This is a genomic window from Tahibacter harae, from assembly GCF_024437735.1.
GTDB lineage: Bacteria > Pseudomonadota > Gammaproteobacteria > Xanthomonadales > Rhodanobacteraceae > Tahibacter > Tahibacter harae.
Genome location: NZ_JANFQO010000005.1, coordinates 216,286 through 230,889, shown reverse-complemented (window position 1 = coordinate 230,889; position 14,604 = coordinate 216,286). Strand labels below are relative to the sequence as shown.

The 14,604-nt window shown below is 69.4% G+C and carries 12 protein-coding genes; 9 read left to right on the top strand and 3 right to left on the bottom strand.

Annotated features, from left to right (window positions below; all coding sequences use genetic code 11):
* Positions 1 to 126: 126 nt before the first annotated feature.
* Positions 127 to 1,212 (bottom strand): GGDEF domain-containing protein, encoded by a 1,086-nt coding sequence (locus tag NM961_RS07420; protein ID WP_305119071.1) that lies wholly within the window; start codon positions 1,210 to 1,212, stop codon positions 127 to 129.
* A 66-nt stretch (positions 1,213 to 1,278) separates the two neighbouring features.
* Positions 1,279 to 2,136 carry an alpha/beta fold hydrolase gene (locus tag NM961_RS07415; RefSeq protein ID WP_255913323.1) on the bottom strand — a complete coding sequence of 286 codons (858 nt, stop codon included), beginning with the start codon at positions 2,134 to 2,136 and terminating at the stop codon, positions 1,279 to 1,281.
* A gap of 609 nt (positions 2,137 to 2,745) precedes the next feature.
* Between NM961_RS07415 and NM961_RS07410 the strand changes: the two genes are divergently transcribed.
* From NM961_RS07410 to NM961_RS07385, 6 genes are all read left to right on the top strand, one after another.
* On the top strand, positions 2,746 to 3,426 hold the full coding sequence (locus NM961_RS07410) for a TetR/AcrR family transcriptional regulator (protein ID WP_255913322.1): 681 nt from the start codon (positions 2,746 to 2,748) through the stop codon (positions 3,424 to 3,426).
* A gap of 41 nt (positions 3,427 to 3,467) precedes the next feature.
* Complete coding sequence (locus tag NM961_RS07405; protein WP_255913319.1) at positions 3,468 to 4,460, top strand: HlyD family secretion protein; 993 nt, start codon at positions 3,468 to 3,470, stop codon at positions 4,458 to 4,460.
* Between the two features lie 7 nt (positions 4,461 to 4,467).
* A complete protein-coding gene (locus tag NM961_RS07400) occupies positions 4,468 to 5,403 on the top strand; it encodes an ABC transporter ATP-binding protein (RefSeq protein ID WP_255913462.1) in 936 nt (311 codons plus the stop codon).
* The gene (locus NM961_RS07395; RefSeq protein ID WP_255913318.1) at positions 5,400 to 6,494 is read left to right on the top strand and encodes an ABC transporter permease; all 1,095 of its coding nucleotides are present in this window, start codon (positions 5,400 to 5,402) and stop codon (positions 6,492 to 6,494) included. The genes NM961_RS07400 and NM961_RS07395 overlap by 4 nt, the downstream gene beginning before the upstream one ends.
* 132 nt (positions 6,495 to 6,626) lie before the next feature.
* Positions 6,627 to 8,117 carry an amidohydrolase family protein gene (locus NM961_RS07390; RefSeq protein WP_255913317.1) on the top strand — a complete coding sequence of 497 codons (1,491 nt, stop codon included), beginning with the start codon at positions 6,627 to 6,629 and terminating at the stop codon, positions 8,115 to 8,117.
* Positions 8,118 to 8,541: 424 nt separating this feature from the next.
* Positions 8,542 to 9,417, top strand: a complete 876-nt coding sequence (locus NM961_RS07385) for an NAD-dependent epimerase/dehydratase family protein (protein WP_255913315.1) — start codon at positions 8,542 to 8,544, stop codon at positions 9,415 to 9,417.
* 303 nt (positions 9,418 to 9,720) lie between these two features.
* Here the strand turns inward: NM961_RS07385 and NM961_RS07380 are convergent, their stop codons facing one another.
* Positions 9,721 to 10,419 carry a helix-turn-helix domain-containing protein gene (locus tag NM961_RS07380; RefSeq protein ID WP_255913313.1) on the bottom strand — a complete coding sequence of 233 codons (699 nt, stop codon included), beginning with the start codon at positions 10,417 to 10,419 and terminating at the stop codon, positions 9,721 to 9,723.
* Between the two features lie 995 nt (positions 10,420 to 11,414).
* Between NM961_RS07380 and NM961_RS07375 the strand changes: the two genes are divergently transcribed.
* The 3 genes from NM961_RS07375 (at position 11,415) to NM961_RS07365 (ending at position 14,571) form a co-directional block, all read left to right on the top strand.
* On the top strand, positions 11,415 to 12,449 hold the full coding sequence (locus NM961_RS07375) for a phospholipase C/P1 nuclease family protein (RefSeq protein WP_255913311.1): 1,035 nt from the start codon (positions 11,415 to 11,417) through the stop codon (positions 12,447 to 12,449).
* A 5-nt stretch (positions 12,450 to 12,454) separates the two neighbouring features.
* Entirely contained in the window at positions 12,455 to 13,897 is a 1,443-nt protein-coding gene (locus NM961_RS07370) for a peptidylprolyl isomerase (protein ID WP_255913308.1), read from the top strand.
* A 266-nt stretch (positions 13,898 to 14,163) separates the two neighbouring features.
* The gene (locus tag NM961_RS07365) at positions 14,164 to 14,571 is read left to right on the top strand and encodes a hypothetical protein (RefSeq protein ID WP_255913306.1); all 408 of its coding nucleotides are present in this window, start codon (positions 14,164 to 14,166) and stop codon (positions 14,569 to 14,571) included.
* Positions 14,572 to 14,604 lie beyond the last annotated feature (33 nt).

Genomic DNA, 14,604 nt, shown 5'->3' with positions numbered 1-14,604 from the left:
CTATCAAATCGCAGCGGCGCGGCAAGCCTGATCACGAGGACGGCGCCAGCCGCGTGGTCCATGCCGGTGCGGCTGCCGGGTTGCTTCTCGCCGGCATGTTCACAGCCGGATTCTGGAAGATGCGGCTCAGGCCAGCGCGACCACCTGGTTGCGCCCCTTGTCCTTGGCCTTGTACAGACACTGATCCGCGGCCTTGAGCACCTCCGGCGCCGCGCGCCGCGTGCCGCCGCGGGCGGCCACGCCGATGCTCGCGGTGACTTGCACGGTGGCTTCGCGTTTTTTCTCGGCGGATTTGCCGCCGCCCTTGGCGCCGCTCTTCGCCGCCGGCTTGCGCGGCAGGGCCACGCGCAAGGCTTCTATGGCCTGGCGTGCTTCCTCGCAGGCGTCCCTGGCCAGCTCGGGCCGGCGGAACAGCAGACAGAATTCCTCGCCGCCGAAACGGAACGCCGTCGCCGCGCGCGTACGGCCCAGGCTGCGCGCGACCGCGGCCAGCACGCGGTCGCCGGCATCGTGGCCGTGCTTGTCGTTGAACTGCTTGAAGTGATCCACGTCGACCATGGCGAGTGCGTAGTCGCCGGACAGGCGCGCCAGGGTTTCATCCAGCGCACGGCGGTTGGGCAGCCCGGTCAGTGCATCGAGGAAGGCCAGGCGCCAGGATGCGTACACCACACCCAGGCCGATCACCGCCGCGGCGGCCAGCAGCCAGCTGCGCAGCTCCAGCCCGCCGAGCTGGATCCAGCCGAGGGCGCCGGCCAGCAGCGCGAAGGCCAGCGCCGCATCCAGCGGACGCCGCTGCCACAGCCAGTAGCCGGCGGCGATCGCCGCCGCGAGCAGCGCCAGGGTCAGCGCAACACGCGAAGGCCGCGCGCTGGACAGGCCCAGCGGCAGCAGATCCTGCAGACCATTCCAGACATGCTCCGGCGCCGCGGCCACCAGCCAGGCCGACAGCCCCAGCGCAGCCGCGAACACCAGCATGCGGCGCGAACGCAACGGCGGCTCCGGCAGCAGCAGCGCCAGCAGCCACAGCCAGGGCAGGAACATGGCGCAGGCTGCGCTCGCGCGCAGTCCGACCGTCTGCGCCGGCGGCAGCGACAGTGCCGCCACCGCCAGGGCGATGGCCGCCAGCAGCATGGCCGCGCGATGGCGGCGGAACGCCAGCGCCAGGGCCAGCACCAGTGCACAGAGAAAGGGCGCGAAATAGAGCGAGGTCATAGGCGACGTCGACAGAGAACGCGCAGCTTGGCAGATCGCCGCCGGGACGGGAATGTCCCTGCCGTTCTAGCCGGCCGGCGGCGGCAGCTGCGCCAGAAAAGTGCGTATCGCCGCGACGGCCTGGGCCGGCGCTGCCTGCAACAGAAAGTGCGGCGCGCGGATACGCACGCAGCGCACGTCCGGCCGCAGCGCGGCAACGCGGCGCAGCGCCCACGGCGGCACCACGCAATCGGCGCTGGCCTGCAGGTACAGCAGCGGACAGCGCGTGGCCGCGAGCGCAGCCTGCCCGTCAGCCAGCAGCGCGCTGCGCAGACGCTGGCGCAATACAGGCTGCGGCAGCGGACGCAAGGCCGCGCCCAGCTGCCGCGAACGAGCGCGCGTGATCCAGGTGCCCAGGTTGGGCAACGCTTTGGCCCAGTCGGGCAAAGCCTGCAGCGGCAGCCAGTCCAGCAACGGCGCCAGCGGCCGCAGCCAGGGCTGCGGCGAGGCAGCGAACGTGGCGCACAGGACCAACGCCCGCGGCACGACTGCGGCCTGCGCGGCCAACGCCATGCCCAGCGGCCCGGCAAAGGATTCCGCCAGAATCACGCAATCCGCATCGATCCGCACCCGCGCCTGCAGCCCGCGCAGCAGCGTTGCGTAGTCCTGCGCCCCCGCGCCCGGATAACACAGCACCTCGACCGGCCCCAGCACTTCCAGTTGCGCGGCGAAATCGCGCAACAGATCGCCCGTGCCATCCAGGCCTGGCAACAACAGGAATCGCGGCATCGGCAGATCCCGATTAATTGCATCGGATTGTGCCGCGCACCGCCGCGCCGCGCGCAAACTGCGACGACCCACCGCAGACCGCGCCGGCAACACGGCTGCTGCCCGCCGCCGATTCCTGCCCGCAAAAACGCCTGAAACGCAACCGCGCTGCACCACGAATCTTTCCGTTGGCTCCTCCCACAGAGTCCTCAGGTCAACACCACCAGCGCAAGCCAGACACACCGCCACCACCTCCGCCATCGCAACCAGCACACCAGGGCATTGCCGTTGCTGTTGCCGTTGCTCGTGCTTGGGCTCGGGCCCTTGCACTGCAGTGACTTTGGCTGTGGCCGCGGCTCTTGCAGTGCTCCTGCTGTTGCCGTTGCCGTTGCTGTTGCTGTTGCTTCTGCGCACACGGATGTGCGCCGCCTTGCCGGGGCCCCATGAGCCGCGACGAGGCGGCGCAGGATGAGCCCGCGCACCGCGCGGCTCCGCTGAAGGGCCAGGATGGCCCTTCAGCGGACCCAGAGCCGCCTTGCGAAGCCGAAGGGCAGGATGCCCGTAGGCCGTGGCTTCTGGGGTGTGTTTTCTTTGCCCACTTTCTTTTGCACGAGCAAAAGAAAGTGGGCCGGCACCGAAAGGCGGACGAAACCGCTTCTAAATCAAAAATCTAAGCGTAAACCCCAACACACAAGCCCCCCACAACCCCATCCACCGCAAGCAGGCGCTGCCCGACCAGTCTCCCGAGCTTGAAATTAAATTGATCGACAATTAAATTTCACCGCCATGAGCATCCCTCGAAAACCCGCCCCCCGCCGCCGCGGCCGCCCACCCGCCAAAACCATCCCGGGCGAAGCCGCCGACATCCGCCTCCACCTGCTCGATACCGCCCTCCACCTCTTCGCCACCCAGGGCATAACCGCCACTCCGCTGTCCCAGATCGCGCGCAAGGCCGAAGTCACTCCCGCCCTGCTCCACTACTACTTCGGCAGCAAGGAAAACCTCGTCGAATCCCTGGTCGAAGAACGCCTGCTTCCCCTGACCCGGCAACTCGGCCAGACCCTGAAGCCCTCACCCCGGGACCTGCGCGAAACCCTGCAACACCTGGTCGGCGACCTGATGGACCTGCTCGCCGCCAATCCGTGGTTTCCCCAGCTATGGCTGCGCGAAGTGCTGCAGGAAGGCGGCCAGCTGCGCGATTACCTGGTCGGCCGCCTGGCGCCGGTGCTGGCGCACAAGGTGCGCGACCTGGTTGCCGCCGCGCAGGCGCGCGGCGAGATCAACCCGCAGCTGGAACCCCGCCTGTTCATGGTCACGCTGGTCGGCCTCAGCGTGTTTCCGTTCGCCGCCCAGCCGGTGTGGCGCAGCATCTTCCCGGCCGAGGACATCACTCCCGACGTGATGAAACAGCACGTGCTCTCCCTGCTCCTGCACGGCCTGGAACCGCCGCCCGTGCCGCCCGGCTGAACCGCCATCGCCCCGCATCCACTCCGACCCGGCCCACCGCCATGTCCATTTCTCGCATCCTCGTGATTCTCGCTTTTGCCGCATTGCTCGCCGCCTGCGCCGGCAAAGCACCGCCGCCGCTGCTGGGCACCCTGGAATGGGACCGCATCGCCATCCAGGCCGAAGCCGCCGAACCCATCGTCGCCATCGCGGTGAGGGAAGGCGACAGCGTCGCCGCCGGCCAGCTGCTGTTGCAGCTGGATCCGCGCCGCGCCGATGCGCAGTTGGCCCAGGCCCAGGCCGAACTGGCACGGGCCGGCGCCAGCCAGGCGGAACTGCAGCACGGCGCGCGCAGCGAAACCCTGGCCGCGGCCCGCGCCGAACTGGCCCGGGCCGAAGCCGGCCGCAACGACGCCCAGCGCGAACGCGAACGCGCCGCCGAACTGCGCCGCCAGGGTCTGGTCGCCCAGGCCGAACTCGACCGGCGCGATACCGCGCTGAAATCCGCCCGCGCCGAAGTCAACGCGGCCCAGGCCAAGGTGCTGGAACTCAGCAACGGCACGCGGCCGGAACAGCTGGACCAGGCCGACGCCGCCGTCGCCGCCGCGCAGGCCCGGGTGGACGAACTGCGCATCGCGCGCGAACGCCTGGACGTGCGCGCGAGCCAGCCCGGCCGCGTCGATGCGATCCCGTACAAGCTGGGCGACCAGCCGCCGCGCGGCGCCAGCGTGATCTCGCTGCTCGCCGGCCCGGCGCCGTATGCGCGCCTGTTCGTGCCGGCACCGCGGCGCGCAACGCTGCAGCCGGGCCAGCGTTTCACGGTACAGGTGGCCGGCATCGCGCAGCCGTATGCGGCGCAGGTACGCGCGCTGCGCTCGGAGGCGTCGTTCACGCCCTACTACGCGCTCAGCGGCGATGACGCCAACCGGCTTTCCTACCGCGTCGAATTGCAGCTGGATGCCTGCGATGCCCAGGACTGCGCCAACGCCCCGCGGCCGCAGGATCTGCCCGCCGGCCTGCCGCTGACCGCCGCGAGCGCCGGCCATGGCCGCTGAAATCGCGATCCAGGCGCGCGGCCTGAGCCGCCGCTTCGGCAACCTGCTCGCCGTGGACAATGTCGATCTCACCGTAGGCCGCGCCCAGGTCTACGGTTTCCTCGGCCCCAACGGCAGCGGGAAATCGACCACGATACGCATGCTTTGCGGCCTGCTCTCGCCCAGCGCCGGCGCGATCGAGGTACTGGGCCTGCAGGTACCGCAGCAGGCCGAGCAGCTCAAGCGCCGCATCGGCTACATGACGCAGAAATTCTCCCTCTACGAAGACCTCAGCGTGCAGGAGAACCTGGAATTCCTCGCCGCCGTGCACGACCTGCCGCGCGCCCGGGCACGCACGCGCATCGCCGGGTTGCTGCAGCGCTACTGGCTGACCGAGCGGCGCAACCAGCTCGCCGGCACCCTGTCGGGCGGGCAGAAGCAGCGCCTGGCCCTGGCCGGCGCGGTGCTGCACGAACCGGAGCTGCTGTTCCTGGACGAACCGACCAGCGCGGTAGATCCGCAGTCGCGGCGCGAATTCTGGGATTCGCTGTTCCAGCTGGCCGACGCCGGCACCACCATCCTCGTCTCCACCCACTACATGGACGAGGCCGAACGCTGCCACCGCCTGGCGATCCTGGACCAGGGCCGCCTTGTCGCCGACGGCGCGCCGCGCGAACTCTGCGCCGCCCTGCCCTATGCGGTCTGGCTGGTGGATTGCGCCGCGCCGCGGCGTGCGCAGCAGGCCTTGCAGGATCAGCCGGGCATCGTCGCCCTGGCCCAGATCGGCGCGGAGCTGCGCGTGCTCGCCGCGCGCGAGGGCTGGGACGCGGCCAGCCTGCAGCACCGACTGGGCGACTGCGGCATCGCCGCCACGGTGCGCCGCGGCGAGGCCAACCTGGAAGACGTATTCGTCGCCGCCACGCAGAAGCCGGTGCGCCCGGCCGCCACCGGAGCCGCCGCATGAGCCTGCGCCGCCTGTTCTCGATCGTGCTGAAGGAACTGCGCCAGCTGCGCCGCGACCGGCTGACTTTCGCCATGATCGTCGGCATACCGACCATGCAGCTGCTGCTGTTCGGCTTCGCCATCAACCTGGACATACGCCACCTCGACGCGGCCGTGCTGGACCAGGCCAATACCGCGCGCTCGCGCGAGCTGGTCGCCGAACTCGCCGCCTCGCAGGTCATCACCCTGCGCTACCAGCTGTCCGCGCCGCAGCAGCTGGACGATCTGATGCGCGAAGGCAGGGCCGGCGTCGGCATCGTCATCCCCGCGGATTTCGACAACCGCCTGGAACGCGGCGACCGACCGCCGCTGCAACTGGTGGTGGACGGCTCGGACCAGGTGGTGCAACAGGCTGCGCGCCAGCTCGCCGCCTATCCGCTGGCGCGCCTGCGCGATCCCGCCGCGGCCGTTCCGGCCGGTGTGGAAATAGTGAATTTCTACAATCCGGAACGGCGCGCGCCGGTGAACACCGTGCCGGGCCTCGTCGGCGTGATCCTGACCATGACCATGGTGATGTTCACCGCCATGGCGCTGGTACGCGAGCGTGAGCGCGGCAATCTGGAAATGCTGATCGCCACGCCGGTGTCGCCCTGGGAACTGACGGTGGGCAAGGTGCTGCCCTTCACCTTGATCGGCCTGGTCCAGGTCAGCCTGGTGCTGGTCCTGGGCCAGCTGATCTTCGCCGTGCCCATACGCGGCAGCCTGCTGGAGATCTACGCCGCTGCACTGCTGTTTATCCTGGCCAGCCTGTCGCTGGGCGTGTTTCTTTCCACGCTGGCGCGCAGCCAGTTCCAGGCCATGCAGCTGGCCTTCTTCACCTTCCTGCCGCAGATCCTGCTGTCGGGCTTCATGTTTCCCTACGCCGGCATGCCGCGCGCAGCGCAATGGCTGGCCGAGATCCTGCCCATGACCCACTTCCTGCGCCTGATCCGCGGCATCGCCCTGCGCGGCGCGAACCTCGCCGATCTGTGGCAGGAAATGGCCGCGCTCGCCGCCTTCAGCGTGGTCGTGCTCGGCATCGCGGTGACGCGGGTGAGCAAACGGCTGGATTGAGGACGGCGGCGCTGCGGAACTGTCCGCGCCGCGGCCGTTGCGGCATCCTGCGGCGATGGCCGCGTCGGCGCGGCGCTGCAACCCTGCGCACCGCCGCCGCATCCCATCGCGGCCCCCTACGGAAGTCTTCGCATGCTGAGCAGAATCCTCGCCGTCCTGTTGCTGGCTGCCGCAGGCGCCGTTTCCGCCGGAAAGCCGGCACCGGAAGGAACCTGGCTGCTCACCCATGTCAGCGTGATCCCGCTGGACACCGACGAAGTGCTGCAGGACCAGGACGTGCTGATCCGCCAGGGCCGCATCGCGTCCCTCACGCCGGCGGCGGAAAAATTGCGCGTGCGCGGCGCTACGGTGATCGACGGACGCGGCAAGTTCCTCATTCCGGGACTGGTCGACGCCCATGTGCATATCGCCACCGAAGGCGCGATCCGCGACAGCAAGGATGCGCGCATCGCCGCGCTGCCGCTGGGCGAGGACCATGCCTACGACCGCCGGGTGCTGCTGGGTTTTCTCAAGGCCGGCGTGACCGGCGCGGCCAATCTCGGCGGCAGCGCGCGCAGCGACGAGGACCTGCTCTGGCTGCGCACGGAGATCGCCGCCGGGCGCATCGCCGGGCCGCGCCTGTACGTGGGCAAGCGCATCAACGGCCCGCGCGCCGATGTGGTGGCCGGCAGCGGCGAGGCACCGCCGTCGCGGCCGGAATCGCCGCGCACCGCCGACGACGGTGCCGCCGCGGTGCGCGCGGCGCAGCAGCGCGGCTACGATTTCATCAAGCCCTATCAGTACCTCAACCGCGAGACCTACGAAGCCGTGGTCGGGGAAGCGCGCCGCCTGCGCCTGCCCAGCACCGGCCATCTGCCGGAACTGGGCTGCGCGCGCTGCGCCGACCGCGAATCCGCCTTCGCCCATCCGCTGGACAATATCGCCCATGCGGAGGAACTCGCGCGCTACGCCCGCAGCAGCGATTTCGCACCGCGGGACATCGACGCGCTCGCCGACGAGGTCGCCGCGCGCGGCATCGGCGTCACCCCGACCCTGATCACGCTGAAAACCATTGTGCATATGTACACCCAGCGCGAAGTGCCGGCCGTGCCGCCGGGCTGGCTGGCGCTGGTCGATCCGGTGACGCGGCGGGACTGGGCGCCGCCGGCCAACCGCTATCTCAGCGAAGCCTTCCGCGCCCAGGAAGGCGCAGACACGTTTTCCATCGGCTACGACTTCGCCCGCCTGCTCACGCGCCAGCTCTGGCGCCGCGGCGTACCGTTGACCGTGGGCACCGACGCCGCCCTGCCTGGCCTGGCCTTCGGCGTATCGGTGCAGCAGGAAATGTTCGAGCTGCGCGAGATCGGCCTCAGCCCGCGGGAAGTGCTGCGGGCGGCTTCGCTCAACGCCCATCGCCTGTTCGCGCCAGGCAGCGGCGAAGGGCCCGTACGCCCCGGCCGGCGCGCCGATCTGGTGTTGCTGGAGGCCGATCCGCTGGCGGATATCCGCAACGTCTCGCGCGTGGCCGGCGTGTTCGTCCACGGGCGCTGGTTGCCCGCGGCGCAGATCGACGCCCTGCTCGCCGGGCTGGCACCGCACGACGCGCTGCTGCAGCACGCGCTGCAGGCGGACGGCGAACGCTAGCGGCGCCACCGCAAGGGCGGCTTCTGTGCGCCGGGCCAGGGCGACGAGGCTTGCACAGTCTCACCGCGAATCACGCAATCGCCTGCGGGATTCACGGTAGGTCACGCCGCACCCGCTGTCCGGCGCCGGCGCACCTGCCGTTCGTCGGCCAGGCCGGCCGCTGCGTCGTCAGGACGCGACCGGGCAACTACCATCGCCGCAGCCGGCACAGGGGAAAGATCTGGCGGCGGAAGCCGATGCGTCCAGCACCGGGACGGCGGAGCATCACATTCCGTTGACGTCCGCCCAGACCTGATTTCACCTGTGCGCTTGTATACCGCGACTGCCGGCCGGCCCGGCACCGCTTGCCCAACCCGAAGCCCGGGCCGATCACCGTGCAGATACCCGCCGTCGCCGCACGCCGCAGCTCCCCAGGAACATCGCCATGAAAGTGCTGGTCACCGGCGCCGCGGGCCGCATAGGCCGGGCCATTTGCATACGCCTGCTGCCGGAGCATGAAGTCATAGGGCTGGACCGCACGCCGGCGTCCACCGTACAGCTGGTCGGCGACCTGAGCGATCCGCTGCTGCTGCGCCGCGCCCTGCGCGAGGTCGATGCGGTGATCCACACCGCTGCGCTGCATGCGCCGCACGTGGGCATCAGCGCCGACAGCGAATTTGAACGCATCAACGTACAGGGCACCGAACTGCTGGCCAACATGGCCGCCGGCTACGGCGCGCGGCGTTTCATCTTCACCAGCACCACCGCCCTGTATGGCGCGGCCAGCCAGCAGGCCACGCGCGCGGCCTGGGTGGACGAGGAACTGCCGCCCCGGCCGGTGAGCATCTACCACCGCAGCAAGCTCGCGGCCGAGGCCAGCCTGAGCGCCGCCGCACGCGCCGGCATGTCGGTGACGGCGCTGCGCATGTCGCGCTGCTTTCCCGAACCGGCGCCGCTGATGGCCTGCTATCGCCTGCACCGTGGCATCGACGCCCGCGATGTGGCCGAGGCACATGCCCTGGCGCTGCAGAACGAACTGCCCGGCCTGCGCCGCTACATCATCTCCGGCGCCACGCCGTTCCAGCCGGAGGACGCCGAAGCCCTGCTGCACGATGCACCGGCCGTTCTCGCCCTGCGCGCACCGGCCCTGGTCGAAGCCTTCCGCCAGCGCGGCTGGCGCCTGCCGCGCGCCATAGACCGGGTGTATTCACCGGCGCTGGCCATGCGCATGCTGGCCTGGAGACCGCGCTACGGCTTCGAGGAAGTTCTGCGCCTGCTGGACGAGCAATCCTCGGAAGTGCTGCCGCCCTGCCGCGAATAACGGACGCGGACGGCGCCGGTGAAGGCTTGCCCCGCCGTGGTATTGCACCACGCCGGCAGTCCGCGGAAATCCGTACGCGCCTGCACATTTCCCTGAAACCGGCAGCGGACGAAGCGCCTGTAGCGTAGCGGCAGTCACCCGCGGGCAAACATGCCAGGCTTGAGTTCATTCATCCGGTATCGCGCCAGCTCGCACGCAATGAGTCCGTGTTGCGCCTGCCCGGCAGATCGTTGCCGGATACTGCCTGATGTACCGCGGGCAGTGCCGGCGCCGCGGCCAGTCAGCGGCCGCGGCGCATTTTCCTCAGGCGGCCGCGACTTCGGCTTCGACCGCTTCACGCGCCACGCGCGGCTTGCGGCCGCGCCGCTTGGGTGCCGCAGCCGGCGACTGTTCCGCCGCCGCGCGCGCCTTGCGCTGACGGCGCGGCTTGGCAACGGCCTCGCCGCCTTCCGCCGCGACCCGCGGCTTGCGGCCACGACGCGGCTTGGCGGCCGCTTCACCGGTTTCCGCCGCGGCGCGGGGCTTGCGGCCGCGGCGCAGCTTGGCTTCGCCTTCCGCTTCCACCGCCGTGCCTTCGAGCTGGGCGCGCACGGCCTTCTTGCCCATGCTGCGCAACTGCGCCAGCTGCACCAGCTGGGCCGCACGCGGCGTGGATTTCTTCTGCTCCCAGTTATAGACGGACTGGCCGGTCACGCCGAGCAGGGCGGCCAGCTCCGCCGCGGACAGGCCCAGACGCGCGCGCAGGGTCTTGAGGCCCTTGGCCACAAAGCGCGTCTGCCGTTCCGGTGCTGCCGTCTCGGCGGCAGCGGCGGTGGAAATCTTGCTGCTGCGCTTGGCCATGGCGCCGAGGCGCTTTTCCGATTCCTGCAGTTTGCGCTTGAGCGCGGAGATCTCCTTGCGGTACGCGATCGAGGCCTTGCGCAGGGGATCGAGATGCTTGCGCATTTCCTTGCGGCAAAGTCGGGAAATCTCTTCCTTGAACGCGGTCGCAATATTGGGCATGGCTTTCTCGCTGGGGTAGCTGGCAAGTGGAAAACGTGGATAGTAAACGCGCAAGCGCGTGATTGTCTTGCATTTGGCGCGATGGCATTTTTTTGAAACGCCGCGCCGGCATTTTCGCAACGGCAGATAACGATCAAAAAAACCCGCAAGCGAACGGACTGCAACAGCCGCAAGCGCTTTTTGGAAACCACGCCCCCGAACATCGGAAAATCGTACAAAAAGCTGTCATCGACTTTGGTCGGAAGCAAACCGGACAGCGCGCCGGACAAACCGGACCTGGTTTCGGCAAGGCGCAATTCCGTGATGCAGTTCTGCTTCGCTCCCGCTGGCCGCGCCGCCGCACAAATTGCGGACTGGCGAACGATTTCGCCTGCCGGCGCGCGCACGGTCAAGCGACCGGCACACCCATCGCACGGACAAATTGTAAAAATTGTCGACCCCGACGCAAATAATCCGGCGGTGCAAATAGGCCGCCGCGCAGGCGTGGGCGGGCCGCGATGCAATGCCGGGCCGCCGGATTTCCGCACCGCGAATTCCGTATCTCGACATAATTTTCACGCTGCTGCACACCGGCAGGCCGCGATTCGCGCAAATGCACCGCGCCGCTGCGTACGGTTCCCGCCGCGGACATTGCCGCGTTCCGCCGCCGGCACCGTGCGGATCCGTCCCGGCGCCGATTCGCCCGCTGCGCGCGGCGCAGGCCATGTCCGGGCCCAGTCCTGCCGCGCAGCCGGCATCCTGCACCCTGCGCATTCGTACGCGGCGACAGATCACCCCGCTACACGCCTGGCGCACTCCGACAGGTCGCGGCCGGGCTGCGCCGGCAAACCTTTTTGCTTTGTGAAGGCAAGTCATGGCGGAGAAGTTTCCACATGGCGCAGCGGCGGGGCTTGCGCGTCGCGCAAGCCGGAGCACCGGCAACCGTAATGCAATGTCGTTCCTCTAGGCTTGCCGGCCGCAGGCAGGGTCCAAAGTCCAACCAGGGAGAAAATGCAATGCGCAGCATGGGAATGATAGGCGTGGGCGTGCTGTCGCTGGCCATGGCCGGGCCGGTTGGCGCCTGGTCGCAGGAAACGCACAAGCGCATCGTGGTCGATGCGGTGCAGTACATGAAGAACAATCCAGCCACCACGCAGTACGCCCGCCTCGCCGCCTGGGCGCAGAGCGCCGGCATCAGCGTGGACCAGCTGGGCCAGATCATCGGCCAGTCCGCCTATGACGTGGACGATTTCCAGGACACCTACATCTGCGGCGCCATCAGCGGCGACTGCGTGCGCGCGCCGCTGTGGTCCAGCCTGGATTCGCTGGCCCACTACACCTCGTTCTGGCATTTCCAGAACCATACCCGCGGCCGCGACGCCCACGGCAACGATTTCGGCGGCTACAACTACAGCCAGCTGACCCAGGCCGGCGACGTGGACGAACTCGCCGCGGGCTGGCTGTGGAACGACCATCTCGACGACGGCGCCGGCGGCATGAAGGGCTGGTTCTCCGACGGCACGAAGTACAACACCTACGGCGTGACCGAGGCGCGCTACCGCCAGGGCTCGGCCTCGTCGCCGTCCATGTACCAGGACTACCAGAACTTCCCGTTCCAGCCCATCGACAATCTGGGCCAATACTGGTGGAGCCAGTTCCTGCAGAGCCCGACACCGCAGAGCGTGGGCTATGTGCTGCACGCCACCGATCTGCTGCAGCCCCACCACACCTGGACCAGCAGCGGCAGGAATCACTCGGGCTGGGAAGGCTGGGTCAACGACTACTACTACAGCGAAGGCTTCAACAATGCCGCCCTGGTCACCGCCGCGCTCAACGACGGCACCTTCAGCACGTGCGGCGACAGCCCGGCGGCCGATATTCGCGGCGTGCTGACCCAGGGCGGCGCCTATTCCTACCGGGTCGGCGGCGCGGTGCTTTCGTCGCAGGCACACGAGGACCGGGTGCGCGTGGCGCGCCAGACCATTCCGCACGCGATCGCCATGGCCGTCGTGGTACTGGACTGCGCCGCGCTGCGCGTGGCGGCACGTTGAAACGCATGGATGTTTTTGCAACCGCTTCCGCGCTGCGCCTGCCGGTGCGGCTCGGCCAGCTGCTGGCCGCGGCGGCCTGCGCCGCTGCGGCGCAGGCCCATGGCCTTCCCGAAGCACCCGCGCAGCCGCCTGCGGCAACGGCACCGTCGCTGCCCTTGCCGCCGCTGCCCACGACGGACGAAGACAGGACTGTCGCCGAGATCGACGGCGAACGCCTGGGCAGCAATGCTCTGGCCCTGCTGCTGCGCTACCAGCGCATGGCGCAGCGCGGCGCCGATGCGACGCAGTTGCTGGACGAAGTGATCGAACAACGCCTGCTCGCGCGCCACGCGGCGGCACGCTTCACCCGCGCCGAACTGTTCGCCGATCAGCGCGTGGCTTTTGCGCCGGAAGTCAGCGCCGAGGAAAAACTGGCCGGCGTACTGCGCACGGTCTATCGCGAGCGCTTGCCGGAGGAACTGGCGGCCGAGGCCGGCGCGGACATGGAAAAAGCCATCATCGCCCAGCCGCCGCTCACAACGCAGCAGCTGCGCGACGTGCTGGGCGATCCGGCGCGGCTGCGCGTCGAGTACGCGCTGACACCGGAACAGCAGCAGGCCGCCGCGACCCTGTCCGTATTGCGCTATCGGCTGCCCGGCGGTGTCGAAGACAGTCTGAGCCTGGCGGACATCTACGCCCGCCAGAACGTGCAAGGACGCATCAGCCTGCATCAGCTCGACGCTGCCTTTCTGGCCGGACAGGCCCACCGGCGCCTGGCCGAATTGCTGGCGGTGGACTGGGCTGCGCGCCAGGCCGGTGCCGCCGCCGTAGCCGAGCTGCGCCGCAATCTGCTGGATCGCGAATACGCCCGTGCCCTGGCCGAATACTATGGTCTGAGCCGCGATATCCATGCCGCCAGCGCTTACCAGGCCGCGCTGCGCAACAGGATCGACCAGGCCCAGGTCGGGCGCTGGTACGACACGCACAGGGAACAGTTCCGCCGCCTGGACCGCGTGCGTGCCCGGCATATCCGCCTGGCCGACGAAGCCGCGGCCGCGCGCGTGAATGCGCAACTGCACAAGGACGGCAGCAATTTCGCCGACCTGGCGCGGCGCCACTCAGTCGCGCCGGATGCGGCCGGCGGCGGCAAGCTGGGCTGGCTCGCGCGCCAGGACAAGGCCGACTGGTTCACCGAACTGGTCTTTGCCCAGCCGCCGGGACAGAACGGCCTGGCCGTGCGCGAGCCGGCGGCGGCCGATGCCGCCGCACACTGGGAAATCGTGCGCGTGGAAGAACAGGCGCACGGGTATTTCCCGCGCGATTCGGAAACCGTGCGCTACCTCGCCGCCCAGACCCTGGCCGAGCAGCAGGCGCGCGCCGACTACGAAGCGCTGCGCCGGCGACTGCGGCGCGAAGCGCGCGTACGCCTGGCGGCAAACACGGTGGCGGCGAAGGGAGACCGCCCATGAGTCCCTGCAAGCGGCGTGTGCGCGGGTGGCTGGCGGCGGCCTGTCTTGTATCGGGCGGCCTTGCCTGGATCGCGTTTGGCGGATCCGCGCCGGATTCGGCATTTGTCCACAACCGTCAAGATTCAGGAAATGCAGCTACCGCGCGCAGCGAGACCGCGACAGCGAAAGCGGCGACGTCGTCCGCCCATCGCACAGGCCCGGCAACGGCCCTGCCCGGCGCGCCGCCGGCAGCGCGCCTTCCACGCGATACCTCCGCCAGCGCGGCCGTGGCCGCCCCCGCCTACGCGCCAGCCAGCGTCCAGCCCGATGCCGCGCACAGCCTGGCCCAGGCCTTGCGGTACGGCGACGAGCGCAGCCCGCCGATTGCCCACGAGGAAAGCCCAGCCGAAGCACCGACACCAGCCGAATTGGCCGACCCGGCTGCCTACCGCCGCTACGAGCACCGGCGCCAGGAAAACCGCTACCGCGCCTATGAACAGCAGGCCGTCATCGCCCTGGGCGAAATGCAGCGCGACCTGCAGCGCGCCCGCGATGTGCAGTTGCCGCCGGAGCTGATCCGGGAAGGCGAAGAAAAGGCGGCGCGGCTGGCGCAGACACTGCGCGCACTGCGGGAAGGCGAGCTGGGCGAACCGGCCGCCGCTGTGCAAGCCGCGGAATCCACGGACGGAAAGTAGCTGGAGCCAACGCCGCGCCGGACGTACCGGGTG